At 45.1% G+C, this 24,998-nt stretch carries 20 protein-coding genes; 4 read left to right on the top strand and 16 right to left on the bottom strand.

All coding sequences use genetic code 11. The features are described from left to right. Positions 1-25: 25 nt before the first annotated feature. The 4 genes from pnp to ACFQ21_RS28240 form a co-directional block, all read right to left on the bottom strand. Positions 26-2,173: a polyribonucleotide nucleotidyltransferase gene (gene pnp / locus ACFQ21_RS28255; protein WP_377585685.1), complete on the bottom strand. Its 2,148-nt coding sequence runs from the start codon at positions 2,171-2,173 to the stop codon at positions 26-28. Positions 2,174-2,274: 101 nt separating this feature from the next. Next, positions 2,275-2,550: a 30S ribosomal protein S15 gene (rpsO, locus tag ACFQ21_RS28250; RefSeq protein WP_377585682.1), complete on the bottom strand. Its 276-nt coding sequence runs from the start codon at positions 2,548-2,550 to the stop codon at positions 2,275-2,277. A 92-nt stretch (positions 2,551-2,642) separates the two neighbouring features. After that, complete coding sequence (locus tag ACFQ21_RS28245; RefSeq protein WP_377585679.1) at positions 2,643-4,493, bottom strand: LptF/LptG family permease; 1,851 nt, start codon at positions 4,491-4,493, stop codon at positions 2,643-2,645. 76 nt (positions 4,494-4,569) lie between these two features. Then, a complete protein-coding gene (locus tag ACFQ21_RS28240; protein ID WP_377585676.1) occupies positions 4,570-4,971 on the bottom strand; it encodes an START-like domain-containing protein in 402 nt (133 codons plus the stop codon). Positions 4,972-5,302: 331 nt separating this feature from the next. Here ACFQ21_RS28240 and ACFQ21_RS28235 point away from each other — a divergent pair, with 331 nt between their 5' ends. Further along, positions 5,303-5,821, top strand: a complete 519-nt coding sequence (locus ACFQ21_RS28235) for a hypothetical protein (RefSeq protein WP_377585673.1) — start codon at positions 5,303-5,305, stop codon at positions 5,819-5,821. A 63-nt stretch (positions 5,822-5,884) separates the two neighbouring features. Continuing rightward, positions 5,885-6,739, top strand: coding sequence for a DUF3667 domain-containing protein (locus ACFQ21_RS28230; RefSeq protein ID WP_377585670.1), 855 nt, complete (start codon positions 5,885-5,887; stop codon positions 6,737-6,739). 76 nt (positions 6,740-6,815) lie between these two features. Here the strand turns inward: ACFQ21_RS28230 and ACFQ21_RS28225 are convergent, their stop codons facing one another. From ACFQ21_RS28225 to ACFQ21_RS28210, 4 genes are all read right to left on the bottom strand, one after another. Further along, positions 6,816-7,433 (bottom strand): tetratricopeptide repeat protein, encoded by a 618-nt coding sequence (locus ACFQ21_RS28225; protein WP_377585667.1) that lies wholly within the window; start codon positions 7,431-7,433, stop codon positions 6,816-6,818. Between the two features lie 142 nt (positions 7,434-7,575). Continuing rightward, positions 7,576-8,433 (bottom strand): non-homologous end joining protein Ku, encoded by an 858-nt coding sequence (gene ku, locus ACFQ21_RS28220; RefSeq protein WP_377585664.1) that lies wholly within the window; start codon positions 8,431-8,433, stop codon positions 7,576-7,578. Between the two features lie 128 nt (positions 8,434-8,561). Beyond that, positions 8,562-9,272, bottom strand: a complete 711-nt coding sequence (locus ACFQ21_RS28215) for a LytR/AlgR family response regulator transcription factor (RefSeq protein WP_377585661.1) — start codon at positions 9,270-9,272, stop codon at positions 8,562-8,564. Continuing rightward, on the bottom strand, positions 9,269-10,276 hold the full coding sequence (locus tag ACFQ21_RS28210; protein WP_377585658.1) for a sensor histidine kinase: 1,008 nt from the start codon (positions 10,274-10,276) through the stop codon (positions 9,269-9,271). The genes ACFQ21_RS28215 and ACFQ21_RS28210 overlap by 4 nt, the downstream gene beginning before the upstream one ends. A 230-nt stretch (positions 10,277-10,506) precedes the next feature. Here ACFQ21_RS28210 and ACFQ21_RS28205 point away from each other — a divergent pair, with 230 nt between their 5' ends. Beyond that, on the top strand, positions 10,507-11,382 hold the full coding sequence (locus ACFQ21_RS28205) for an alpha/beta fold hydrolase (protein ID WP_377585655.1): 876 nt from the start codon (positions 10,507-10,509) through the stop codon (positions 11,380-11,382). 71 nt (positions 11,383-11,453) lie between these two features. Here ACFQ21_RS28205 and ACFQ21_RS28200 read toward each other — a convergent pair whose 3' ends face one another. Both ACFQ21_RS28200 and ACFQ21_RS28195 read right to left on the bottom strand, forming a co-directional pair. Beyond that, positions 11,454-12,746, bottom strand: coding sequence for an ABC1 kinase family protein (locus ACFQ21_RS28200; RefSeq protein WP_377585652.1), 1,293 nt, complete (start codon positions 12,744-12,746; stop codon positions 11,454-11,456). A 72-nt stretch (positions 12,747-12,818) separates the two neighbouring features. Then, positions 12,819-13,490, bottom strand: coding sequence for a TetR/AcrR family transcriptional regulator (locus ACFQ21_RS28195; protein WP_377585649.1), 672 nt, complete (start codon positions 13,488-13,490; stop codon positions 12,819-12,821). A 71-nt stretch (positions 13,491-13,561) separates the two neighbouring features. On the opposite strand from ACFQ21_RS28195, the gene ACFQ21_RS28190 reads away from it, so the two are divergent. Next, entirely contained in the window at positions 13,562-14,770 is a 1,209-nt protein-coding gene (locus ACFQ21_RS28190; RefSeq protein ID WP_377585647.1) for a tetratricopeptide repeat protein, read from the top strand. 3 nt (positions 14,771-14,773) lie between these two features. Here ACFQ21_RS28190 and ligD read toward each other — a convergent pair whose 3' ends face one another. The 6 genes from ligD to ACFQ21_RS28160 form a co-directional block, all read right to left on the bottom strand. After that, on the bottom strand, positions 14,774-17,107 hold the full coding sequence (ligD, locus tag ACFQ21_RS28185) for a non-homologous end-joining DNA ligase (protein WP_377585645.1): 2,334 nt from the start codon (positions 17,105-17,107) through the stop codon (positions 14,774-14,776). Then, on the bottom strand, positions 17,107-17,841 hold the full coding sequence (locus ACFQ21_RS28180; protein WP_377585642.1) for a DUF4184 family protein: 735 nt from the start codon (positions 17,839-17,841) through the stop codon (positions 17,107-17,109). The genes ligD and ACFQ21_RS28180 overlap by 1 nt, the downstream gene beginning before the upstream one ends. Before the next feature lie 157 nt (positions 17,842-17,998). After that, on the bottom strand, positions 17,999-19,537 hold the full coding sequence (locus ACFQ21_RS28175) for an MFS transporter (RefSeq protein ID WP_377585639.1): 1,539 nt from the start codon (positions 19,535-19,537) through the stop codon (positions 17,999-18,001). Between the two features lie 141 nt (positions 19,538-19,678). Further along, positions 19,679-20,872: a tetratricopeptide repeat protein gene (locus tag ACFQ21_RS28170; RefSeq protein ID WP_377585636.1), complete on the bottom strand. Its 1,194-nt coding sequence runs from the start codon at positions 20,870-20,872 to the stop codon at positions 19,679-19,681. A 12-nt stretch (positions 20,873-20,884) separates the two neighbouring features. Beyond that, the gene (gyrA, locus tag ACFQ21_RS28165; RefSeq protein WP_377585633.1) at positions 20,885-23,488 is read right to left on the bottom strand and encodes a DNA gyrase subunit A; all 2,604 of its coding nucleotides are present in this window, start codon (positions 23,486-23,488) and stop codon (positions 20,885-20,887) included. A gap of 280 nt (positions 23,489-23,768) precedes the next feature. Beyond that, positions 23,769-24,809, bottom strand: coding sequence for a hypothetical protein (locus ACFQ21_RS28160; protein WP_377585631.1), 1,041 nt, complete (start codon positions 24,807-24,809; stop codon positions 23,769-23,771). Between the last annotated feature and the right edge of the window lie 189 nt (positions 24,810-24,998).

Below are 24,998 nucleotides of genomic sequence, written 5' to 3'. Positions count from 1 at the left end.
GTTCCTGTCAATTACCGGTGTACGATTATTCTGCTGCAGTTGTTTCCTTCTTCGGAGGTCTTGGCAGTAATACTTTTCTCGATAGACGGAACTTGCCAGTCTTTTTGTCTACTTCGATCAGTTTTACTTTCACTTCCTCACCAACTTCCAGCACACCTTCCATTGACTCCAGGCGTTCCCATTTAATTTCAGAGATGTGGAGCAAGCCATCTTTACCTGGCATAAACTCTACAAATGCTCCGAACGGCATGATGGATTTTACCTTGCCATCATAAACCTCTCCTACTTCAGGAACCGCTACGATGCCTTTAATGCGTCTTAACGCGGCATCCATAACCTCTTTGCTATTTGCAAAGACGTTCACTACTCCTTTATTGTTAACTTCTTCGATAACGACAGTTGCACCGGTTGTGTTTTGTATATCCTGAACAACTTTACCACCGGGCCCGATTACTGCACCAATCATCTCTTTCTCGATGATGACAGTTTCAGCACGAGGCGTATGTGGTTTCAGTTCGGCACGCGGAGCTGACATAGTCTTCTTCATCTCGTTGAGAATGTGAAGTCTTCCTTCTTTCGCCTGCAGCAATGCCTCGCGTAATACTTCATACGTTAAGCCATCTACTTTCAGGTCCATCTGGCAAGCTGTAATGCCTTGCTCAGTGCCTGTTACTTTAAAGTCCATATCACCTAAGTGATCCTCATCCCCCAGGATGTCAGACAAGATCGCATATTTACCCGTCTGGCTATCGGAGATCATACCCATTGCTATACCTGATACCGGACCTTTAACAGGAACACCAGCATCCATCAGCGCCAACGAACCGGCACATACAGTTGCCATAGAAGATGATCCGTTAGACTCCAGAATATCAGATACCACACGAATGGTATAGGGATTCTTTTCATCTGGCGGAAGCACTTGCTTCAACGCGCGGAAGGCCAGGTTACCGTGACCAACTTCACGTCTGCCCGGACCTCTGTTCGGCTTCACTTCTCCGGTTGAGAAACCTGGGAAATTATAGTGCAGTATAAATTTGCTTGATCCGGAAATCATAGCACCATCAATCATCTGCTCATCGAGTTTGGTGCCTAGCGTTACCGTTGTGAGCGATTGTGTTTCACCACGGGTAAATATTGATGAACCATGTGTTGAAGGAAGGTAATCAACTTCAGACCATATTGATCTGATTTCGCGCGTCTTACGACCATCCAGACGTAATCCCTGGTTAAGTGCCAGATCACGCGCAGCCTTCTTCATAATATCTTTATAGTAGCGCTTTACCATTCCCGGATCGATTGTGCTATCCTCTGGTAACGACTCGAGGTATTCATCGAGTGGCTTCGATAGCGCTTCCGATCTTTCCTTCTTATTGGTAAGCAAACGTGCAGCAGCAGCGTAAACCTGGTCATAGAATTTAGTAAATAACTCAGCACGCAACGCTTCATCGTTCACTTCGTGGCTATACACACGCTTCTCTTTACGACCAACTGCTTCTGCAAACTCAATTTGTACTTTGCATTGTTCAATGATTGCTTCGTGAGCAATCTTCAATGCCTGCAGCATATCTTCTTCGCTCACTTCCTTCATCTCGCCTTCTACCATCAAAATGTTTTCGATGGAAGCAGCAACGATCAGATCTATATCAGCACGGCTCTTGTCAGCCATGGATGGGTTGATCAAAAATTTGCCGTCAACACGCGCAACGCGTACTTCAGATATAGGCCCCTGGAAAGGAATATCAGATATAGTCAATGCAGCTGATGCAGCAAATGCCGCGAGAGCATCGGGTAACGCACTCTCATCCCCGGAGATAAGATATATCATTACCTGCGTATCTGCGTGATAATCTGCAGGAAACAACGGACGGATCGCTCGGTCAACCAAACGGCTGATCAATACTTCGTAATCCGATAATTTACTTTCACGTTTCAAAAATCCACCGGGTACTTTTCCGGTAGAAGCAAATTTCTCCTGGTAATCAACAGATAAGGGAAGGAAGTCTGTACCTTCTTTGGCATCCTGAGCCGATACCACAGTAGCCAACAACATGGTGTTACCCATTTTTAAAACAACGGCACCATCTGCCTGACGAGCCAGCTTTCCGGTTTCAATGGTTATCTCGCGGCCATCGGGCAGCTTACATGTTTTTGTTATAACAGTCGGTTTCATAAAATAGATTGTTGGAGATATACCCACACAGGTTTACCTCATTTTTTAAAAATGCAAAAAGGGAACCTTTGGTCGGGTTCCCTTCGGGGAATGTAGATTTCTTATTTTCTCAGGTCGAGATCTGCTAGAACCGCCCTGTAGCGTTCGATGTTCGTATTCTGGAGGTAGTTTAACAGCTTCTTACGCTTACCTACCAATTTCATCAAGCCTTGTTGAGTTGAGAAATCCTTTTTATTCTCTTTCAAGTGTTGGGTCAAGTGGTTGATACGATGCGTGAACAGGGCAATTTGAGACTCAGGAGAACCTGTATCCTCATTCTTCTTACCAAAGCCGTGCTTCGAAAACAGACCTTGCTTAATTTCAGTAGTTAAATACATCTCAAAAAATTATTTTTATCTTCTTATTTCAGCGGGCAAAGGTAAGCCAAAATGGCCGAATTTTCCAAGAACTACCACAAACTTTAAACAACTTAAACCGGTTGCGACTGGTTTCGCTGTTTTTTTTGTGTAAACCAACGCTTTATTTTATCTACGATAACACTGTAGAAATCAGCTTCAAATAGTCTGGCATCCACGCGAGCCTGTCGCAGGAAAAATAAACCCGTGATAAATAACAGGATATCGGCCATCCATACTCCGGCAATAATACTCAGGTTTCCCTGCTTGGCCAGCTTCTCCCCTTGCATCGTCAATACATAGTATACTATAAAGAAGAGTATCGATACCAGGAACGGAACTCCCAAACCTCCTCGCTTGATGATGGCCCCCAACGGAGCACCAATCAAAAACATAGCGATGCAGGCAAAAGAGCTCGCAAAAATTTTATGCCATTGAATCTCGAAGATGCGCAGCTCGGTTGCATAATTATCGATGCTGCCGTTCGCGTTCTGTACCTGGCTCTTCACCTGGCGCGCGGTGTTGGCTGCACCTTGCCATACTTCGGCGGCCGGCTCTATTTTAAATACGCTATCTACCTTGGCACGAAAAGCAGAGTCAGTCATCGGTAATTTTTTAGCGGGCAAGACAGGCTTTACTGTCGACTCGGTCTTCCTCGTTTCTTGTTTAACAGCCGGTTTCTTTATCGGCCGCTTCCTCACATGCTCCAGCGCACGAGGACGATCCAGTTTTTTAAATGCAGTCGGAGGTGCTGTATCTTTCTTAACAGCCGCAGGTTTCTCTGTTACCTTTTTCTCAATCTTAGCTGTGGCCGTTGTTGAAGGTTGCTCCGTGGTTGTTGCCGGCTTCTCGGTTTTAGCAGGAGGTTGTTCTATAACTTTAGCGGGTAGCGGAGGTTGCTGCTCACCTTGTGGGTGCATCTTATCACGATACGGAAGACTGTTGATCGAGTCTCTATATAGTTTATGTTTATATACTTCCAGCGGCATGATGGTTGTGTCTTTCCGAAGGTAATAGCTGAAGTAACTGGGGCGGTATAAATAATGATTAAGACGTTGGTTCAGGATCTCTCTTCGGATGGAATCAATATCGCCATCCAACTGCCCCAGATTACGCATGATCCGATTGCTCTGAAACCACTTCTTGTCGGTGCGATCCATCTGGAACGATGACAAGTCGAACACAACTTGTGTCTTAGCAAATTTACTCCGACTCAGCGTTTCAGAATTCCGGTTACGCTTCTGCCCTACTACTTCACGCTCGTTGCTAGCGCCTTCAGTATAATTGAACCCGTTGAACAATTCAAACTTCAGGTAGCGCTCGTTGAGTATAGTTTGCATTCTACCCGAGTCTGCGATCGTAACTTCTTTGTTACCATCATTCTTGCGATGGTCGTACACAATCACATCTTTTAACGTAATGCCATCGGGAAACTTCTTGTTTACTTTTATACTGATGTCGTTGATGCCGTTGTAAAATGCTCCTTCACGAAGATCAAGTGCAGGCTTCTTTTGCTTTATATCGTACAGCAAACTATAGGCTTCGAGTGCTGACTTAGGCACGAGGTCGTTGTTGGCATAAAATGCAAAAGCCGTTAACACCAATACGAAGAAGAAGATCGGACGCAATACACGCACGAGTGAAACGCCTGAAGCTTTGATGGCTGTTAACTCAAAGTGCTCTCCTAAATTTCCAAAGGCGATGAGTGACGACAGCAGCACGGCCAATGGCATGGCAGTAGGTACCGTAAATACAGCGAAATGAAAAAACAGTTGTCCGAGTGTCCAGTAATCCAGCCCTTTCCCGATGATGTCATCGAAGTACTTCAACATGTTTACATTCAACAGGATAAAGACAACGACCAGGAAGGTGATGAGGAACGGGCCGATGATTGCATCCAAGACAAGCTTGTCTATCTTTTTCATATAGAGCATAAGCTCAAAAATAAAGCCAATGCGAACGAATAAAAATTTTTAGTGAGCTATTGAGCGGGAAAATATATCAACCGCCTACGGTTTTACGAAGCGTTTCGATCAGTCCATCCCACAGATCCTGAAGTTCTTTGTGATCATCAAAGTCTGAGTAATCAAACACCTTTAGATAGACTGACTGTGTGAGCTCGTTGAACTCAAGCCGGAGTTCGAAGTACGATGGATCGCGAGTATCATTATCATTCTCCGGTAAAAATTCGAAGCGTGCAAAATGATTGGTGCGATGAGCTGTTTGCCGGGCCTTGTGTTCTTCACTATCCCAAAAGAAAGTAAAACACTTGTCTTCATTGTTGATCCTGACGTCATCGGCAAACCATTCAGAAAGACCACTCGCAGTCTGTATATAGGGATATAGCATCTTGATAGATGCATGAATCTCATAATCTGCGGTGAATAATTTTTTCTTTGACATGCTCAACGTTGCCATGTGCGCGTGCTTGAGGATTGAATATAGATCATTTTAGGATTACGACAAAATAAAAAACGTGAAGCTCTTTGATTGTCAAAAGCTCCACGTGCCCGAAAAAAATATTTGTGATTAAGTATTAACCTTCAAACGAGCTTTTTGGATGAAACAAAAGATACAAAGACCGATCTGGACTAAAGCAGTAGACAGTAGTGCTAAAAGTACTCCCATAGGTCATGGTTTAATCTTAACCAAATGTAAATGTCAAAATCAAAAACACTTATTTTGAAAAGTTTATCTGTCTGTAGTGACGGTCAATTGATCTAATAACCTTTCAATGGATTTAACCCGCGAATTACTTCGAGCTCATACTAGAAGTCAGGCTACCAAAATTGCTGATTATGTGAACGATAATCCTACCCACTTTAAAGTTCTGGTTGATACGTTCTTGAAAGGACCTTATCGTATTACGCAGCGAGCTTCCTGGCCGCTTAACCTTTGTGTTGAGCGTAATCCGACCCTGGTTAAGCCGCATCTGAAGCGAATACTCAGGCACCTGCAAGAGCCCGGCATTCACGATGCTGTGAAGAGAAACACCATGCGGTTCCTTCAGTTCTGCACGATCCCAAAGTCACTTCACGGTAATGTTGCCGACCTTTGCTTTCAGTATCTGCAAAGTAAAAAGGAAGCCATTGCGATCAAGGTATTCGCCATGACAGTATTGAGTAACATCATTGAAAAAGAACCGGATCTTAAAAAAGAACTGAAGATCATACTCGAAGATCAACTCCCCTATGCATCACCGGGGTTTACCGTAAGGGCGCATCGGGTATTAAAAGCACTCGGCAATAGTTGATGTGATCATCCCGATCCATTATACGTTGACAAGTATAGATACTAACCAGAGCCTGTAGAAGAAATGGATAACCTCGCCTTGCAAGAACACACGTGTAAAAGCTGTGGCCACACGTTCGTTGGACTGTATTGTAACCTGTGCGGTGAAAAAGTAATTGAGCCTAAAGACCGTAAGTTCAAATCGTTCCTGGGAACCGTACTGGTCGCCACCACTTTCGTGGATAACAGGTTTATCAAATCATTGTGGTCAACTATATCCAGGCCGGGCTTTTTATCACGCGAGTATGTAGACGGCAGAAGAGTGATGTATATGCGCCCGTTGCAGATGTTCTTCATTCTGAACCTGATATACTTTCTCTTTCCAGTGCTGCAGATGTTCAACTCATCGCTCTACACACAACTGCATGTGCTGCCGCATAGTAAACTTGCCAGGAGTATTGTTGCCGGCATCCTTAAAAAAGATGGTATGACCATGGCCGGTTTCGAATTGATGTATAACGACAAGACCACAAGCCTGGCCAAGCTGCTGATCGTAGTATTTGTCGTACTTGCCTCTTTACCACTCAGTGTTATATTCCGAAAGAAGAACCGTTACTTTACCGATCACGTGGCATTTGCTGTGGAGCTTACAAGTTTTAACCTGGCGGTAAATGCTATCGGGCTATCGTTGCTGTTCGCGCTTATCAACAAAATCTTTCGTGTGAGTCATGCAACCTATGGTGTATATCTGAATGACCTTACACTCACCATCATCTTCGTATCTACCAATCTATACTTTATATTCTATGCAGCCCGAACATTTTATGGTCAGAAGGGCAAGCGTTTAATACTAAAAGCTTTTGCCGGTATTCTTGGATTGTTCCTGGCGTTGGAGGCGTATCGATTCTTCCTCTTCTTCATCACCATCTGGACGATGTGATCTTTTCCAGTCCCGATAGTTATTGGAACGGAACTATAGAAAAAGAATTATAAATCCGTGTATATCTGCGGGTCTCCTACGTGCTTATCAGCTTACGGATAAGTTCATCTACCTGGCCATGTTCTGTTTTTGGAGTGAGTTGCCGGTAGTGCTTCAGCGCGTTGATAGCTTCGGCAAATTCTTTGTTCATGGCTAACGTCAGCCCTAAGTTGAAATGGCTGTTCGGGAAGTTGGGTTCGATCTCGATGGATACGCTATAGTGTACTTTTGCCAAGGCAAAATTACCCACCTCCGCATAGAGGTTTGCTAAATTATAATGTGCTTCAAAATGGCGTGGCTCTTCTTTCAGACACAGCGTGAAGAAGTCGATGGCTTTGGTATTGTTGCCTTCCTTGAATTCGAGAATGCCCAGGTTACAGTAAGCATCGGCAATCGAGTCGTGTTCTTCGATCGCTTTCATATAGCGAGTTCGGGCAGTAGTGCGGTCTCCCTGGTCATCGAGCATCAACGCTTCTTCGAATACAGAGATCTGATTCAGTCGAACAACCTTGCCACCGGTGAAGAGATTAAGCTGGCCAAGTTTCTCCAATTCTTTACCCTTACCCTGCGGCTTGCGCTGCTTGTTGCTGCGCGCAGGCTGCGGTCCGAATTTCTCCGGAACATGGTCTACTTTGAATTGGATTATTTTTGCCACGGGTGTAAAGTTAAACGTTATCTGCTAATTGTTTAGCTGACAGTTATCAGGCTTCCTTATTAGCTAACCGGATCAGCCCGTAATTATTGTATCGCTTTCGTTTAACTGATAGCGCATAACGTGTTGTGGCAGAGTAACAGTATCAGCTCGCTTTTCGTTTGGCAGTCTTGGCTGGTTTTTCTTTTTCGGCTTTTGCTTTTTTTGCCGTTTCGCCTTTGGCTTTCTCCATTGGTTTCTTCGCAGCATCTATACTTGCCTTGAGAGCCGTCATGATATCAACCACTTTCGGAGTTTCTTCGATGCGTGTAACAACCTCTTTACCCTCTACCTTGGCATCGATAATAGTCTTCAAAGCTTCAGTATAATGATCCTTCATTTCGATGTTGGCAAACTTGGTGGTCATGGAATCCACGAGTGTCTTCGCCAGCTTCAGTTGTTCTTTATCCGGTTTAACTTCCAGAAGCTGAGGTACCTCACGCATGCTGCGAACTTCATTTGGATAGCGTAAGCGATACATCACCATCCCACCTTCCATAGGAGCCAGTAATACCGGTGTCTCACGATCGCGCAACACTACTTTACCAACAGCAATTCTTCCGGTTTCTTTCAATGTATGACTGAGTAAACCATAGGTCTTCGCGGCTACATCTCCGTCTGGACCAATATAGTATGGAGCTTCATAAAGGGTAGGACTAACTTCCGATGTATCTACAAAGCCTTCAATCTCAATTACTTTTTCACTTTTGAGTTTTACTTTGTTCAGGTCTTCCTGGTCGATGATTACATATTGCCCAGGTTCGTATTGATACCCTTTCACGATATCTTCTGTCTTTAACGTCTGACCTGTTACTTTATCTTTCTTCTCATAACTCACCGGATTATGGCCTTCTTTCGATAGCAGATTGAAACTTATACTTTGACCAGAATCTATAGCATTATAAATTCTTACCGGGATTGTTACGAGTGAAAATTGAATGTGTCCTTTCCAGATGGCACGCATAGGGTACTTAGTTTAAAAAATGAAATGAACGATACTAAAGTACTGATAATGAATATTATTATCAAAACAAAAACAGCATCTTTTTTTAAACGGTAAAGTAAAAATTCCGTGCCCGACAACGGCCCAGTTCAATTCTTGAGTAGCTTTTCAAGTATCTCGGCTTTCTTCTCCCTGCTCAACGGCAACTTCTTATTACCCACCACAACTTCATTACCATCAATAGCCGAGATTGCCTTCACGGAAGCGATATAGGATTTATGAATGCGAATGAACGAAGATGGCGGCAACGTCTCCTCCACGTTTTTCATTCTTAATAACGTCATAAATTGTTTGGTGACGGTGTGGATCACAACATAGTTCTCCATGCCTTCTACATATAACACATCGTCAAAGTGAATCTTCTCGTAGCGATAATCGCATTTCACAAAGAAGTAATCTTCGCGGGTGGTGGCCGGTTCACAACTTCTTGTTTTCAGTTCAAAGAAGTCGCGCGCTTTGTTCACGGCTTTCAGAAAGCGATCAAACGGAAAAGGCTTCACCAGGTAGTCGAGCACGTCCAGTTCGTAACCCTGCAAGGCAAAGTTCGGATAGGCCGTAGTCATGATCACCATAGGAGGTTCTTTGATAGACTTCAGAAAATCTATACCAGTAATCTTGGGCATCTGTATATCCAGGAACATGAGTTCGATGGGCGTGCTCGTTAAAACCTGGTTGGCTTCCAATGCATTTTCGCACGCAGCTTTCACTTCCAGAAAGTCAATGTCCTTTATATAGTTGATCAGGCCTTCGCGCGCCAGCGGTTCATCTTCTACTACCAGGGTTTGTATCTTTCGGTTCATGCTACTTTTAAGGATAAGGTTGCCGTATAGGTATCCCGTTGTTCATCGATGCGAAGGTGGTGTTGATTGGGATATACCAGCTCCAGCCTGCGCTTTACGTTGGCAAGACCGATCCCTCCTACTTCACTTCGCTGAACATTTTCGTGTGTATTCATAAAGGTTGCCAGAAACTCTGTTTCCGTGCGCACCAGTTTTACCCGGATCACGTTAGCATAGTCTGCATAATTGGACACATACTTGAAGGCATTTTCAAGAAACGGAATCAGCATAAAGGGAGCAATCAGAAAACCGCTCATGTTGCCTTCACAGCTATACTCAACTTTTACACGCGCTCCCTTCCGTATCTTTTCAAGTTCAATATAATTTTGAATGTAGTCGAGTTCTTTCTCAACGGGTATCTTCTCATCCGAGCAATCATACAACTGAAAGCGCAGCAGGTCGCTAAGTTTGATCAATGTTTCTGAAGCCTTATCAGGATCTTTCTTGATGAGAAAGTATACGCTGTTGATAGCGTTGAATAAGAAATGCGGGTTAACCTGAGCTTTCAAATATCGAAGCTCGGCTTCCAGGCGCTGTCGTTCAGAACGCAACCGGTCGCTGAACATCTTCGCTCCTCCCAACATGCATACCATCGAGAATATACTAATAAAGCCATACAGGGACGTTTGAACGTATTGAATCTTGTATTGCGTTACATAGTCGTGCATGTTCCAATACAGGCCCGCGCCCAGCATCGCTGAAAAAACTACGAGAATTATAGTGGATAAACTGAAGAAAGCCAGGTATCGCCTCTTGTTCAGGTAGCGAGGTAGCAGTACATATATAATGAGGTAAAACGAAGCAGCGGTAAAGACAGCATATAAGGTAGTATTGACCAGCAACAACGGAAACGGATAACTCCTGGAGTATATCGACAGCCAGAAAACAAAATAGAAAATCCAGAACAGGATATGATGAAGCTTGTAGCGAAGAAACACCTGGCCCAAAGAGGATTTCGATTTCATAGTGATGCAAGGTAAGTAGATCGCCTCTACACTTCACATTTCATTGACCAAGAGCTCGAAAGCATTGACCAGCCGTTTTTCGTGTTGGAACAGGGCGTTGCCTGAACTGTGATGCTTCACCTTGGACTGTTCGCCCTACGGTTGTCAATAAGTATATACCGTTAGTCAATAATAGTTTAAGAGCCGGTAGTCTGTGCGTTGTTTTGGTGCATCAACTAAAACAAATTCGTATGAAACGTATCTTCTCCCTTCCTGCCATTGGATTACTGATTGCTTTTTTGTTGGGCAACATGATTGCATCGTTCGCTCAGTCTCTTTTTACTGTAGATGTTAAAGGCAGTGGCAAGCCGATGATCCTGATTCACGGTTTAACCTGCAGTGGTGATGTATGGAAGGAAACCGTTGCGCACTACCAGGATAAATACGAATGCCACATTATAACGCTGGCGGGTTTCGGAGGCAACGCCCCGGCTACACGCGACAATTTCCTGGCTGCTGTAAAAGACGATGTGATCAACTATACACGCACGAAAAAACTGAAGAAACCTGTTATCATCGGACATAGTATGGGAGCCTTCATTGCTTTGTGGACTGCCGCTTCCGCTCCCGACCTGTTTGAAAAAGTAATCGCGGTGGACGGAGTTCCCTTCATGCCCGCCTTACAAATGCCCGGTGCTACTGTTGAAAGCGCCAAGCCAATGGCCGACAACATGTATAAAATGATGAGCGCACAAACACAGGAACAATTCGAAGCCAACACACGCATGTTTCTGGGTTCGATGATCACAAGTCCGCAGCACATTGACGAAGTGATGGCCATCGCGAAGAAGGCCGATGTAAAAACACAGGCCAAGGTCATGTACGAGATGATGTCCACCGACTTGCGCGAAACCGTTGCTTCCATCAAATGTCCTGTGCTGCTAATGGGTGCATGGATTGCCTACAAAAATTATAGCGTTACGCACGAATCTGCAGTAGCCATGTATACGGCACAGGTAAGCAACGTGAAGCATGCTACGGTTGAGATCACCGACACGGGCAAGCATTTTATATTCTACGATGAGCCCACGTGGTTCTTCCAGAAAACAGATGCGTTTCTGCTGTAGTCTGAAAATGAAAAAAGTATACATTCTTTGATCAGTGAAGAATGTATACTTTATGAATAAAGATCTGTTTTTTAGTAACCGGTTTTTACGGTTGCTTTCAGATCGTGCAGAATGTTGTAAAGTCCGAAGTAGGTTCGGTTAATATAGATGGCCTCTCCTACACCGCGCGCTTTTTTGGATTCGCGCAGCTCTTTCATATTCGCGAGCGTTTCTCCAAATGAAAACAGTTCGTTGAAGTAGTCATCGTTGGCAAAGTCAAACTTTTCAGAGCGGAATGGTCGCGCCAGTAACTCAACTAATTTCGTAAAGATGCCCATAAAGAACTCGCGCTCCTTCGGTGTATCGTTCGGGTAAACGAAACGCAACTGTTCAAATACAAAATCGCGTTTCTTCTTATCCGTCAGTAAATCTCCATCCAGCAGGCGGAAGTATATATTGTAGAACTCCTGCGGTATAACTTTCACGCAACCAAAATCGATAATGCCCAGCTTGTAGTCATTGGTAATAATAAAATTACCCGGATGCGGGTCAGCATGCACAGCACGCAACTGGTGCATCTGGAAATGATAGAAGTCCCACATAGCCTGACCGATCTTATCGGCAGCACCTGCCGGTAATTCTTTACCAATCACCTCTCCCAGCATTTTACCCTCGAGCCAATCCATGGTAAGTATTTTCGGACAGGAGAATTCAGGATAATAATGCGGGAAGACTATATTCTTTACATCGCGGCTTCGCTGCGACAGATCGATGGAGCGTTTCAATTCAAGACTGTAATCCGTCTCTTCAAGCATGCGCTCTTCAACCTCCTTAATGAACTCGTCATACTCCACCGGGTTCAGGTTGAACATGGAGAGTGCAATGGGTTTTACCATCGCGAGATCAGACTTCACACTATCCCCTACACCCGGATATTGAATCTTTACCGCCAGCTTCTTTCCGTTGAGTGTGGCCTGGTGTACTTGTCCCATCGAAGCTGCGTTCACTGCTTTCTTCGTAAACGTCTCGAAAATCTGCTCAGGACTTTTTCCAAAATGATTCTGGAAAGTCTTTACTACCAGCGGATACGATAATGGAGGAGCACTATATTGCGCCATGGCAAACTTTTGCTGATAGGCCGTTGGCAGCAGGTTCTTATCCATGCTCAACATCTGCGCTACTTTTAACGCACCACCTTTCAGTTCGCTCAGTGAATTATATATATCATTCGCATTATCAGCATGCAGCTCATCTCTGGAAACATCCGGGTTGATCAGCTTCTTACCATAATGCTTCAGGTAGTTGGTTCCGATCTTGGCTCCGGTGGTTATAAATTTTGTGGCCCGCTGGACTTTGGTTACGGGTATACGCTCAAATTCTTTCATAAATATTGGGAGAGAAAATAAGGCTCTGTTTATAAGTGAGGTGTGTGCATGCAGGTATTTAACAGCGCGGCTCTATCTTTTGTTCTGGTACAGAAACTTCCCAAAGTCAATCGCAGCATCTACAGCGCCTTTGCCGATCAGATCGAACGCCAGGTTAACGGATTTCTCGATGGCGGCATCGGTCTTTTCAAAACCTGTACTGTCATCTTCTTTCCAGAAGGTGAGTATAAAACCCATGTGCAGCCAGAAGAGTTGCGGATAGCGCTTGTCGAGATACGGGCGAGTGGCAACCTCCCCTTTTCCTTTGCCCTGGTTCAGTATATTTCCGAAGAAGGTTTCGAATGATTCCTTAAAGCCTTTCAGGAAACCAGGCGTTAACTCAAGCCTTTTGATGTGACAGAGTTGTTGCAGCACGAAGCTTCGGTTGGCGCGCAGTTCTTCCAGTAAAGTAAAATAGAATGCAAGGACCTGTTCGCGTGTAGAGAACTCGTTGAAAGAATTATCGGATTGCAGTCGGGCAATGGTTTTGTCAATAAAGCCTTTCCAGATATGTCGCTCAAGTGCATCGAACGACCCGAAGTGGTTATAGAACTCTTCCTCCTTCATACCGTTGTCGAGGCAGAATTTAAAGATCGATGCCGGCTGGCGACCTTCTGTTAAGAGATAGGTTATATATGCTGACTTTATTTTTTCATCCGAAGCCTTGCTCTCGGATTTTCGAGTGCTCTTTTTTGTGGTTTCCATGATCAATTAAACAGGATTTGATGCTAAAGGGTTTGCAAGAAAGCGATGATTCTTTCGTTATATTTCACGTCATGAAAGTGTTTTCATTTTTCTTCCTCTTCATCGCCACTACCGTGGTGTTTGCTCAACAGAAAAACGTTCGTCCCGAAGAACTTTTTGAACAGGCACAGGAAGCGCATGACGCGGGCGAGTATAGCAAAGCCCTCGCATTACTCAACCAGTGTCTTACTGAACGCCCCGGGTTTACCGAGGCTTATTTTATCCGCGCATCTACCCGCGAACAATTAAAGGACATCGAAGGAGCGCTCACCGATTATAGTATATATCTGGAACGCAAGCCCGATAACCCGGAGGCACTTTTCAGCCGCGGACTGATCCGTTATCAACTGAAGAAATACGATCAGGCTTACGAAGACTTCACACGTTACCTCAAGGTTCCGCCCGGAGCAACGCAAACCCTATATTTCAACCGTTCGCCCGGTACCAGCGGTAACAACCCGATCACTACTGCACAAAGTGGCAATCGCCCGCTGATCTATAATTACCTCGGTGTTATTGATCAGAAGCAGAACAACCTGCAGCGTTCGGTAGCGTGGCTGGATTCGGCTATACGACTGTCTCCGAAAGAAGCAGACTTTTATGTGAATCGCGGTCTTTCGAAGCAAAGTATGAAGGACTCAACGGCTGCCCTAGACGACTTCAACAAGGCTTTATTCATTAATCCTAAACACCCGGTGGCATTGCATAACATCGCTGTATTCAAGCGGTTAAAGGGAGAACGAAAAGCATCAGAAGATCCGCTTGAGGAGGCCATCGACAGTGACTCGAGTATGCTGGCGCCTTACCTCGAACGTGCGTATCAGCGAATGGAAGGTGGCTACCTGAAAGGCGCACTTGATGACTATAACAAGGCATTGGAGATCGAACCGAAAGATCCGGAGATTTGGCTGAGTCGGGGCATTGTGAAAGAACGGATGAAAGACTATACCGGTGCATTTTCAGACTATACCAAAGCGATCGATCTGAAGGAGAGCTTTGTGAAAGCATGGATCAACCGCGCGAATGTTCTGCTGAAGCAGGAACGTTATGCCGATGCTATTGAAGACTATACGGCTGCACTCATCTATATACCAGACTCCGCCCCTGCTTACTACAATCGCGCCATTGCACGCTACCGCCTGAACAAATATACCGAAGCGTGTGAAGACCTGAAGAAAGCTGAGGCGTTAGGACTAAAAGCCGAAGCAAAATTAAAGGACAAGATCTGCGTGAATAAGTAAATATCAGTCTACCACCGAAAGATCCGGACGAAGTCGTACAAATACCGGCTCACGGAACATGCGGTCAGGCGTAAATTTGGAATAGCTTACTTCCATCAGCACGATGGGTTCGAGCCACGTGGTTATGTTGGCGTCTACAAATTTTCCTACGGCTGTTGACTTCTTTATGCGTTCGACCTTCTTCAATTCCTTAAGTATATCTTTGACCGTGGCATCATCAAAGCCGGTGCCCACCTTGCCCCTGTATTCCAACGCATCGCCTACACGCTCGGCAATTTGCAACGCTCCGAATGTAACAGCTCGTTCGCCTTTGCCTTTGGTATAGCCGATAATGACCACCTCGGCCGTCTGGCGCACTTTTATCTTGAGCCAGCAGTCGTTACGCTTGGCCGGAAAGTATTTACTGGTTTTCTGTTTGGCCATGATGCCCTCGAGTGTGTGAAGCTTCGCGGCTTCAAACAGTGCATCGCCATCGTCTACAAATTCACTGATGCGATACGGGGTCTCCGGGCGTATAGCATCTCTGAGCCACTCCTTCCGCTTCAGCAAAGGCTCATGGATGAGTGACCGTCCATCCAGGTACAGGCAGTCAAATATATAGCAATAGGCCGGGTTGCTCCTGGTGAGTTTCTGTATGTTCGTTTCACCAGTGCTCGACATCCGGTTGATGACGCGTTTGAATACAGGTTTACCTTCGTCATCGAGGCAAACTATCTCGGCATCAAATAATCCGTTAGTCGCACGAAAGGCTTTGTTACCATCCAGCAGTTCCGGAAACTGGTTGGTGATGTCGTTATGATTCCGCGTGCGCATGGTGATCTGCCCGTCTTCCAGTACAATGAGCGCACGTATACCATCCCACTTCATTTCAAATATATAGTCATCGCTTTTCGGTGGTTTCTCGGCAGTCTCTGAAAGCATGGGTTCGATGGTCTGCTTCAGGTAATTGACCTGCGGTTCATCCACGCGTTCGAGTAACCATTCTTTATCTTTCATCTTGTGAATGCGATACTCCCCGCTGATCTCTTTACTGCTCAATCGGAAGTAAAAGCCATCCTTCTTGTCTTTGGTGATCTGATATTTACCCAGCGCATAGATCCACATCTCTCCGGCACCGTATTGTCCTTTCGGAATTCTGCCATCGAAGGTTAAATATTCCATCGGGTGATCTTCGGTTTGTACGGCCAGTCGCTTTACTCCGGGATACGGTGGAAGTCCTTTCGGTACAGCCCATGACTTTAACACACCATCCTGTTCCAGTCTCAGATCGTAATGCAGTCGCGATGCATGATGGCGGTGTACTACAAAACTGTTTCCTGCTATATCCGGTTTAGTCCCCGAAGGCTCGGGTGTCTTTTCGAAATCGCGCTTCTTGGTATAGGTCTCGAGTTGTTCGGGTGATTTATGTTTTTTGGAAGGCGGTAATTTTTTAGGCGCTGCCTTTTTCTTTCGGTGTGTATGCAGCTCTACTGCATAAGCATCTATACCTTCCCATGCATCGCCATCGCGCTCGAGTTTGTCCACGGCATTTTTGATGGAGTATATTTTAGGATCGGTAAGCTCTGTCAGTTCATCCCACGTAAGGGGCATGGACACAGGTGCGCCCACGCGACCGCGCAAGCTATAGGGCGATACTATACTTTGCCCGGAACGGATTCGGAATATATCGACCAACACCCGCCCTTTGCGAGCATCCTTTTTGATCTGTAGCGTTACACTCGATGACAGGTCTTCTACAAAAGGTTTTGCGATTGCTTCGGCGGCTTCAAACACCGTGTGGAAATCCCACTTCGGCTCGATCGGACAACATATATGTATACCTTTACCTCCCGTGGTTTTTACAAAGGGAGTATATCCGTACGCTTCGATAGTGGCTTTCAACTGAAGCGCGATCGGAACCAGTTTTTTAAAATCATATCCTTCGGGTGGATCCAGGTCGAACACCATGTAATCCGGGCAATCAAAATTTGGTTTGCGCCCATGTAGTTGATGTAATTCCAGTGAGGCAAGATTCGCCAACCACACCAGCGATGCCGGCTCGGTAGCAATGATATAGTCTTTCTTCTCTTTACCAAGCGTAACAAACTCCAGCCAGTCAGGAGCCCAATCGGGTCTGTTCTTCTGGTAAAAACTTTCTCCATGTATACCATCCGGGAAACGAATCAGCGTGAGCGCCCGTCCTTTGATGTGCTGCAGGATAGTAGGCGCAACGGATAGATAGTATTGAATAACTTCAGCCTTGAGTATCTCGTCTTCCGGAAACAGAATCTTTTCGAGGTTGGACAACTCCACCTTGCGTTTACCTACCTGCGCCCATTGTGATTGTTTCTTTGCCATCAGGCTGTTGTTATACTTCGAAACCGGAACATACCATTGATGATCAACGCCAAACATAAACCACTGATGCTGCTCACCACCACATTGCCCAGGTTATAATCATCGGGATATATAGCAAAACGAATCAGCACGATCGCTGCAGTAATCAATAGCAGTAACAGCCAATATGCGACAGAAGGCCGTGTAATAACAGTGTGCTGCTGCGGTTCACGAAAGTATATATAGCAGGCTATGGAGATCAACCCTACAATGGTACTGATATGCTGCAGCGCATAGAACAGCGGGTAGTTAACACCATCGAACGGTATAGCGGTGCCTTTATAGAACCACAGGTTACGGGCAAAGTATCCACTGTTGTGCGTGAAGGAATCCCAGAATAAATGGGATGCGGCTCCCAGTATAGCGGAGACCAGAAACTGAATGGGATGCTTGCGCAGGTACGGTATAAGATCAAACGAACGGGCATCGTGAAAACGCAGCTGAAAAAATACAGGCAGGTTGGCAAACAGGTTCTGCTTGACAAGCAAATGAAACACTACGGACAGCACAATGACCACGGGAAGATCAAAGTAAAATATGCCGCCAACGGTGTGACTATGCGTACTGTTCACGCTGAGTTTGAAGAAGTATTCAAAGTCGGGAGACATGCTGCCAATCACCAATGCCGTTGCCGACAGCTTCCTCCAGTTGAGGAACGGAAGTACAATGGCGGGATGGGCTGGCGTGAATGGCATCCTTTGGTTCGTTGTCCGTTATTGGTTATCGATTATTCGTTCTGTTAACCGTAATTACACTGAGAAACTTCGTGCCTTCTTTGAGTTCTCCGTGTAATTGGACTTTTAAATCTCTTGCACAAAGAACATGGAAGACACTAAGTTACCAAACGATAATTTATTCGTCAACGTCTGCCTTCGGCTTATTCGAGAGGAAGATCATACCAACCACAAATGTAATGGCCGCTACGATGATCGGGTACCACAATCCTGCCAGCGGATCACCTGCGGGGGTAGAAGCAGTCTTACTGTTCTCGAATAAAATCGTGGCAATGAATGGCGTGAGCCCTCCGAAGATACCGTTACCAATGTGATACGGCAGCGACATGGATGTATAGCGAATGCGTGTCGGGAATAATTCTACCAGGAACGCAGCGATCGGTCCGTATACCATGGTAACCAATACAAGCTGTACCAGCACCAGGCCGATGAGTGCATAGTAAGGTTCGCCACTCAGGGTAACTTCTTTTTTATCTTCAACAGTCTTCTCTCCTGCTTTTCTCTTAATGGCAGTGTTGGTCAATATCTGGTTGCTGCCATCATCATAAACATGAATGGTTTTCTTTACCGTAACCGAATCGCCCGCATCCGTAACACGAATGGTCTTGGTGATATTCTTCTCCGAAGGGATTTCAGTTTTATACTGGATGTCGGTGAGCAGGTACATCTGTCTGTATACCGGGCGGTATAACAGAACCGCCAGTATCATCCCGATCATCATAATGATTTTACGGCCAATTTTATCAGACAGCCAGCCGAAGTATATAAATAACGGAGTGCCTATTAGCAACGCAATGGCAATGATGTTACGCGTTTGTACGAACTCTACGTTACAGGTCTTTTCAATGAAGGTCATGGCATAGAACTGGCCGGTATACCACACCACACCCTGCCCTGCTGCTGCACCAAACAAAGCGATGAGCACCAGCTTCAGGTTCTCTTTATTACCAAAGCTTTCCTTGATCGGGTTCTTCGATATTTTACCTTCTGCCTTGATCTTGGCAAACAAAGGCGACTCGTTCATGCGCAGTCGTATAAATACCGACACACCCACCAATATAGCGGAGAGTATAAATGGAATGCGCCATCCCCAATCATTAAACTCAACGATGTCCATCGACTCACGCACTGCTAGGATCACACCGATCGAAACGAAAAGTCCGAGAGTAGCGGTGGTTTGTATAAAGCTTGTAAAGAAGCCGCGTTTGGAAGCGGGCGCATGTTCAGCAACATAGGTAGCCGCACCACCATACTCACCTCCTAAGGCCAGACCTTGCAACAGGCGAAGAACGAGCACGAGTATAGGAGCAAATATACCGATGGATTCATATCCCGGCACAAGACCAATAGCGAACGTGGAGCCGCCCATAAGAATGAGCGTTACCAGGAAAGTATATTTCCTTCCTACAATATCACCTAATCGCCCGAAGACAATGGCACCAAAAGGGCGTACAATAAATCCCGCAGCAAAAGTTGCCAGTGTGGACAGAAAAGCGGCTGTCGGGTTACTCTTGGGAAAAAACTGTTCAGATAATATGGTCGCCAGACTTCCGAATATATAGAAGTCATACCATTCAATGAGTGTGCCTACCGAAGAGGCTGAGATAACGAACCAAAGTGTTTTTTTCTGTTCTTTGGTAATAACTGTTTCTGACATGGGGTGTTTGGTTTCTACTTCCTAGAAAGATAGTAGAAAATGAGTCAACCATCCTATATGTCACTAAAAAAGGGAAGAAGCTTTTCGCTCCTTCCCCCTTATATAGTTATAACTATAGTTAGTGTTAGTAACTCCTATTGGTTAGTCTTCAACACCCAAAGCCTTCATGCGCTTCGTAACGCGTTCGTTGTTCTTATCGTCTGCTATATAGTAGTACAACAAGCTCAGCTTCTGGAGTAATTCGATCTCAGCTTCTTTAGAAGGTATCTTCATCTTTTCAGCTTTCTCGAGGTAAGGTATAGCAGCTTCGCTCTGCTTTACACGAGTCTGTACAAGTGCCTGCTTTTTCTTTGCGTTTGCTGCAGCTATACCGAGTTCGTTGATAGCCTTTGAAGTCTTATCAATTTCAACCAGGTAATAGTTAGCCAGGTTAAACTGAGCATCGAAATAATCGGGTTGTACTTTCAGCGCTGCTTCGAAGTTTGCTTTTGCATCTTCCATTTTACCAAGCTCGGTGTTCAATACACCCAACAGGTAGAAGCTTTGTGCATCGTTCGGATTTGCTTTTACACTTGCTTCCAGGTTCTGAGCAGCCAGATCATATTTCTTCAACTGGATCAGTGAGTTCAACTCCACGGCTTTCATATCCTTGTGGTTAGGAATGATCTTCAACACAGCCTGTGCGTTGGTAAGTGCAGACTCGTAGTCCTGATCTTCGTATGCAAGCAATGCAGGCATCGTCAACGCCTGTGTTCTTCTTCCGCCCAGCTCAGCATATTTAGCCAGGTAATCGGTAGCCTTCTTTCTTTCTTCTGCATTGTAAGCAGCATAACCGGCATACTCATAGAATGTAGTATCAGGCTTGTTTGCTTTGAAAGCTATACCTTTTTCAAATTGCTTTAACGCACCTTTGAAATCTTCACCGTTAAAAGCTTTATCACCTTTCACCAGGTAAGAGTTGCTGATGCTGGTAATTGCCTGATCGTACAACAGCATACCACCGTTGTTATCCTGTACAAAGTATGTAGATGATTTACCTTTGCTCAGTTCATCTGCTTTCTTTAAAGATTCAGCAGCTACGGATGCGAGGTTTTCAGTAGAGTTATAGCTTGATGTAGTATCCAGTGCACCGTATATAACACCTCTGTAGAACCAGGTTTTACCATCGGTCATTGTTTTTTCATAGGTAGTAGCTGCATCGATAATGGATTTAGCTTCGTCAAGTTTACCGGACTTAAGAGCCGTCATGGCTTTATTAATATTCGGCTTTGCTTCTTTCTGTGCCAACGCCATTCCTGGTATAGCCAGAAGTAATAAAACTGCTATCTTTTTCATTGTTGGTTTTATTTATTGTGGGTTATTGTTTTCAGTGTTGTCGTCTTCCGCTTCAGGCGCATCATCGTCTATATCTTCATCGGATACAGCGGGAGGCATTTCACTTGGCGGAGGGAGTTGAGGCGCATCACTCGCATCGTTCTTAACCTCTACAATCTGTTGTATCTTCTCCACAGATGAGATACGGTCATCATCGTTCAGTTTAATGAGGCGTACACCTTGGGTTGCACGTCCCATCACGCGTAATTCACTGACTTTGATACGTATGGTAATACCGGAGCGGTTTATGATCATCAATTCATCGTCATCAACAACCTCCTTAATGGCAACAAGTTTGCCAGTTTTCTCGGTGATCATGAACGTCTTTACTCCTATACCGCCACGCTTCGTGATACGGTAATCGTCAATGAGTGAACGTTTACCATAACCATTTTCCGATACCACCATCAGGTTTGCATCCGCACGGCTAATACATACCATGCCTATAACTTTATCGGTATCAGAATCAAGACTCACTCCGCGTACACCGGATGCATTACGTCCCATCGGACGAACATCTGATTCATGGAAGTGTACTGCTTTACCCTCACTCTTCGCAATGATGATGTGGTTGTTTCCATTGGTAAGCGATGCATTCAGCAGGCGATCGCCTTCGTGAATGGTAATCGCGTTGATACCGCCCTGACGTGGACGAGAGTATTCTTCCAGCGATGTCTTCTTGATGGTACCGCCCTCGGTACACAGAATTACATAGTTGTTATTGATATACTGTTCATCCGACAGGTTCTTCACGTTAATGATCGCACGAACTGTATCACCCGGCTCTATATTGATCAGGTTCTGAACCGCTCTTCCTTTTGACGTTTTATTACCTTCCGGTATCTCGTATACTTTCTTCCAATATACTTTACCCTGATCGGTAAAGATGAGCAGGTAGTTATGCGCCTGCGCTATAAATAAGTGTTCGGTGAAGTCGTCATCTTTGGTGGTTACACCTTTCGAACCAACTCCTCCTCTGCCCTGTGTTCTGTATTCCGATAGTGATGTACGCTTGATATACCCCTGGTTGGAAATTGTAATTACCATCTCCTCGTTCGGTATCATATCTTCCAACGTGATGTCATCATCGTTGTGAACTACCGTAGTTCTGCGCTCATCGCCATAACGTTCTTTGATCTCCAGCAACTCATTTTTGATGATCTCCATACGCAACGGTTCGTTGGCAAGTATACTTTTCAGGCGATCGATGAGTTCCATTACTTCTTTATACTCCTGCTGTATCTTATCGCGTTCCAGACCCGTGAGTCGCTGCAGACGCATGTCGAGAATTGCTTTCGCCTGTATTTCAGACAAGCCGAAGCGTGACATCAATCCTTCGCGTGCCGTATCCGGATCTTTGGAGTTACGAATGAGGGTGATCACTTCATCGAGGTGATCGAGTGCTATCAGGTAACCTTCGAGTATATGTGCTCTGCGTTCCGCTTCTGCCAGTTCGAATTTTGTTCTTCGTACAATAACATCATGACGGTGTTCTACGAAGTACTTGATCTGGTCTTTGAGGTTCAGTGTCATCGGGCGGCCTTTTACAAGTGCCACGTTGTTAACACCGAATGAAGACTGAAGCTGGGTATATTTGAAAAGGTTGTTTAAGACTATATTTGGAATCGCGTCTTTCTTGAGGTCGTACACGATGCGATACCCTTCACGATCTGATTCATCGCGCAGATCGGATATACCTTCAATCTTTTTATCGTTAACAAGCGCAGCAGTCTTTTCGATCATCTGCGCCTTGTTCACCATGTACGGTATCTCCGTTACAACGATCTGATCTTTACCGGTAGGCGATGTAACAATCTCTGCCTTGGCACGCATTAATACTTTACCACGGCCGGTGAGGAAAGCCTCCTGCACTCCGGAGTAACCATAGATCAATGCACCTGTAGGAAAATCAGGAGCTGTGATAAACTTCATCAGCTCGGGTATCGTGATCTCGTTGTTATCTATATAGGCTATAACACCATCTACAACTTCGCGCAGGTTATGGGGAGCCATGTTGGTAGCCATACCTACCGCTATACCGGAAGAACCGTTCACCAAAAGGTTCGGAATCTTCGCAGGTAATACAGTTGGTTCTGTTAATGAATCGTCAAAGTTAGGTTGAAAGTCAACGGTATCTTTGTTGATATCGTAAAGCATTTCTTCCGCAATTCTGCGAAGACGTGCTTCGGTATAGCGCATCGCTGCCGGTGAGTCTCCGTCAACCGAACCAAAGTTACCTTGTCCGTCAACCAAGGTATAGCGAAGCGACCAGTCTTGTGCCATACGCACCATCGTATCGTATACCGATGCATCTCCGTGCGGGTGATATTTACCCAATACCTCCCCTACAATTCTGGCTGATTTTTTATAGGGCTTATTGTAGTTTACACCCAGCTCCAACATTCCGTACAACACTCTTCGGTGTACAGGTTTCAATCCATCCCGTACATCGGGAAGCGCGCGCGAAATGATTACCGACATCGAATAATCGATGTACGCACCGCGCATTTCATCTTCGATATTAATCGGGATTATACTCTGCCTTCCAGGGGTCAGACCACCAGTTTCTTCTGCCATCTAAAATCGTTTGTTTTTAGCTTAATTAAGCGTTTTTTAAAGCCACGCAAGATAGTAAAAGTTACCACTTTAAGGCTCAAAAAAGCGGGTTAATATTGACTTTTTTACACGAGCGTAAAAGCCTTTACCAACGAAGCTATAGTTTGTGTTTTGTAAACAGAACGGACGATACTCACACTGTATTTCATCACGCGGGTGTGATGGTTTTTCAAACTTGAAACACAACAAAAGACGTGTAAATGTATACCGCTAAAAATCAAATATATACCTATCAAAAGCTTTAGTAAGGATTGAGCTTTTTCTTGTTCTTGCCTTTATACTTGATCAGGTTCGGATAGTTTTCTCCGTAATGTGGATTCTGTTTTTTATAGATCGGATGCCTGCGGCTGCGATACTCGCGATTACCATGTGCGTGATTCATCTGCGCATGACAAGTCTTGAGAAAACATCTGCGAAGCTCCGGTATTCTGTAGGTAGCCCCTACGTTGATATAGAATGCATTGAGTTTGTGACTGATGCTCGGACCACTCTCGGGCATGCTGATCTTATAGCCTTTGATCTCGTATGACGGGCGAACAAACAACCTGAAGTATTCCGACATCTCACGTTCAACCGCTACACCAAAGTTGAAGTATATTCCTTTCTTGATCACGCTATTGTCGAACTTGCTGCCGAGCTTGTAGCCACCTACGTTGGCATCAACCACCAGCAGGTATTCGTTGTAACGGTATACAGGTGCACCCACCATCAAAAAGTATTTCTTCAGAAAGAAGCTCGATACTTCGGATGAGTATGTACTGATCTGATCGGAGTAATTGGTCGGTTTGAAATCACCAACGTTGGTATACTCGAACGAGTAACCTCCACCTAAACGTATCTTGTAGCGACTGATCTCAACGTGTAAGGTAGCACGAATCGGAATGTTGAACGCTTTACTTTTAAAACCCAGTTCGGTTGTATCCGAGTTCGCGAGAAATGCTCCGGGCTGTACGGTGTTACCGGAAGACTGCACGCGGTTTATCCAATTGGAATATCCGGATGCTGTACTGGCCGGACGAAATAGTTTCGGCATTGAATCCGGATTCTGCAACACACCAAACCCATCAAGACTGTGCTTGAACGTTGTGTTACCGTAACCTGTGCTTAAGCCGAAAGTAATTTTGCTTAAGATCTTGCGAAGTCCGCTGGGCCCCTGGCGCTTTACATAGAAATACTCCAGCGGAATAGAAGCGTCCTTCTCGTTCTCGTATTGAGCGAGCACATCCGAGGCTGTTGTCAGCATCACTGTGAGCAGGGCGATTATTGCAGCGTAACGCTTCAAAAAAATAGAATTAAGGCGCGTAAAGTTAAAAAATGTAAGCCATTCATACTCTGGCTTTTGGGATTAAAGGTAAACGAAATTCACCAATCATCCTAAAGGTAGGTGCGTATTGAACAGCCAATCTGCCGATTTGAGGGAATGAATTAACAACTTCAAGGACTATCTGCCGGTATATGCGGGTAATTTTAT

The organism is Ohtaekwangia kribbensis, assembly GCF_042676245.1.
Lineage (GTDB): Bacteria > Bacteroidota > Bacteroidia > Cytophagales > Cyclobacteriaceae > Ohtaekwangia > Ohtaekwangia kribbensis.
Note: the sequence above shows the minus strand (reverse complement) of the source record. Positions and strands in the feature narration are given on the sequence as shown.

Excerpts from the sequence above, each read along its gene's own strand:
- ku (WP_377585664.1), bottom strand. The coding sequence starts at position 8,433 with ATGCGTGCCATCTGGAAAGGACACATTCAATTTTCACTCGTAACAATC.
- rpsO (WP_377585682.1), bottom strand. The coding sequence starts at position 2,550 with ATGTATTTAACTACTGAAATTAAGCAAGGTCTGTTTTCGAAGCACGGC.
- pnp (WP_377585685.1), bottom strand. The coding sequence starts at position 2,173 with ATGAAACCGACTGTTATAACAAAAACATGTAAGCTGCCCGATGGCCGC.
- ACFQ21_RS28175 (WP_377585639.1), bottom strand. The coding sequence starts at position 19,537 with ATGTCAGAAACAGTTATTACCAAAGAACAGAAAAAAACACTTTGGTTC.
- ACFQ21_RS28245 (WP_377585679.1), bottom strand. The coding sequence starts at position 4,493 with ATGAAAAAGATAGACAAGCTTGTCTTGGATGCAATCATCGGCCCGTTC.
- ACFQ21_RS28235 (WP_377585673.1), top strand. The coding sequence starts at position 5,303 with ATGGATTTAACCCGCGAATTACTTCGAGCTCATACTAGAAGTCAGGCT.
- ACFQ21_RS28200 (WP_377585652.1), bottom strand. The coding sequence starts at position 12,746 with ATGAAAGAATTTGAGCGTATACCCGTAACCAAAGTCCAGCGGGCCACA.
- ACFQ21_RS28230 (WP_377585670.1), top strand. The coding sequence starts at position 5,885 with ATGGATAACCTCGCCTTGCAAGAACACACGTGTAAAAGCTGTGGCCAC.
- ACFQ21_RS28170 (WP_377585636.1), bottom strand. The coding sequence starts at position 20,872 with ATGAAAAAGATAGCAGTTTTATTACTTCTGGCTATACCAGGAATGGCG.
- ACFQ21_RS28215 (WP_377585661.1), bottom strand. The coding sequence starts at position 9,272 with ATGAACCGAAAGATACAAACCCTGGTAGTAGAAGATGAACCGCTGGCG.
- ACFQ21_RS28195 (WP_377585649.1), bottom strand. The coding sequence starts at position 13,490 with ATGGAAACCACAAAAAAGAGCACTCGAAAATCCGAGAGCAAGGCTTCG.
- ACFQ21_RS28240 (WP_377585676.1), bottom strand. The coding sequence starts at position 4,971 with ATGTCAAAGAAAAAATTATTCACCGCAGATTATGAGATTCATGCATCT.
- ACFQ21_RS28205 (WP_377585655.1), top strand. The coding sequence starts at position 10,507 with ATGAAACGTATCTTCTCCCTTCCTGCCATTGGATTACTGATTGCTTTT.
- ACFQ21_RS28210 (WP_377585658.1), bottom strand. The coding sequence starts at position 10,276 with ATGAAATCGAAATCCTCTTTGGGCCAGGTGTTTCTTCGCTACAAGCTT.
- ACFQ21_RS28180 (WP_377585642.1), bottom strand. The coding sequence starts at position 17,841 with ATGCCATTCACGCCAGCCCATCCCGCCATTGTACTTCCGTTCCTCAAC.
- ACFQ21_RS28190 (WP_377585647.1), top strand. The coding sequence starts at position 13,562 with ATGAAAGTGTTTTCATTTTTCTTCCTCTTCATCGCCACTACCGTGGTG.
- gyrA (WP_377585633.1), bottom strand. The coding sequence starts at position 23,488 with ATGGCAGAAGAAACTGGTGGTCTGACCCCTGGAAGGCAGAGTATAATC.
- ligD (WP_377585645.1), bottom strand. The coding sequence starts at position 17,107 with ATGGCAAAGAAACAATCACAATGGGCGCAGGTAGGTAAACGCAAGGTG.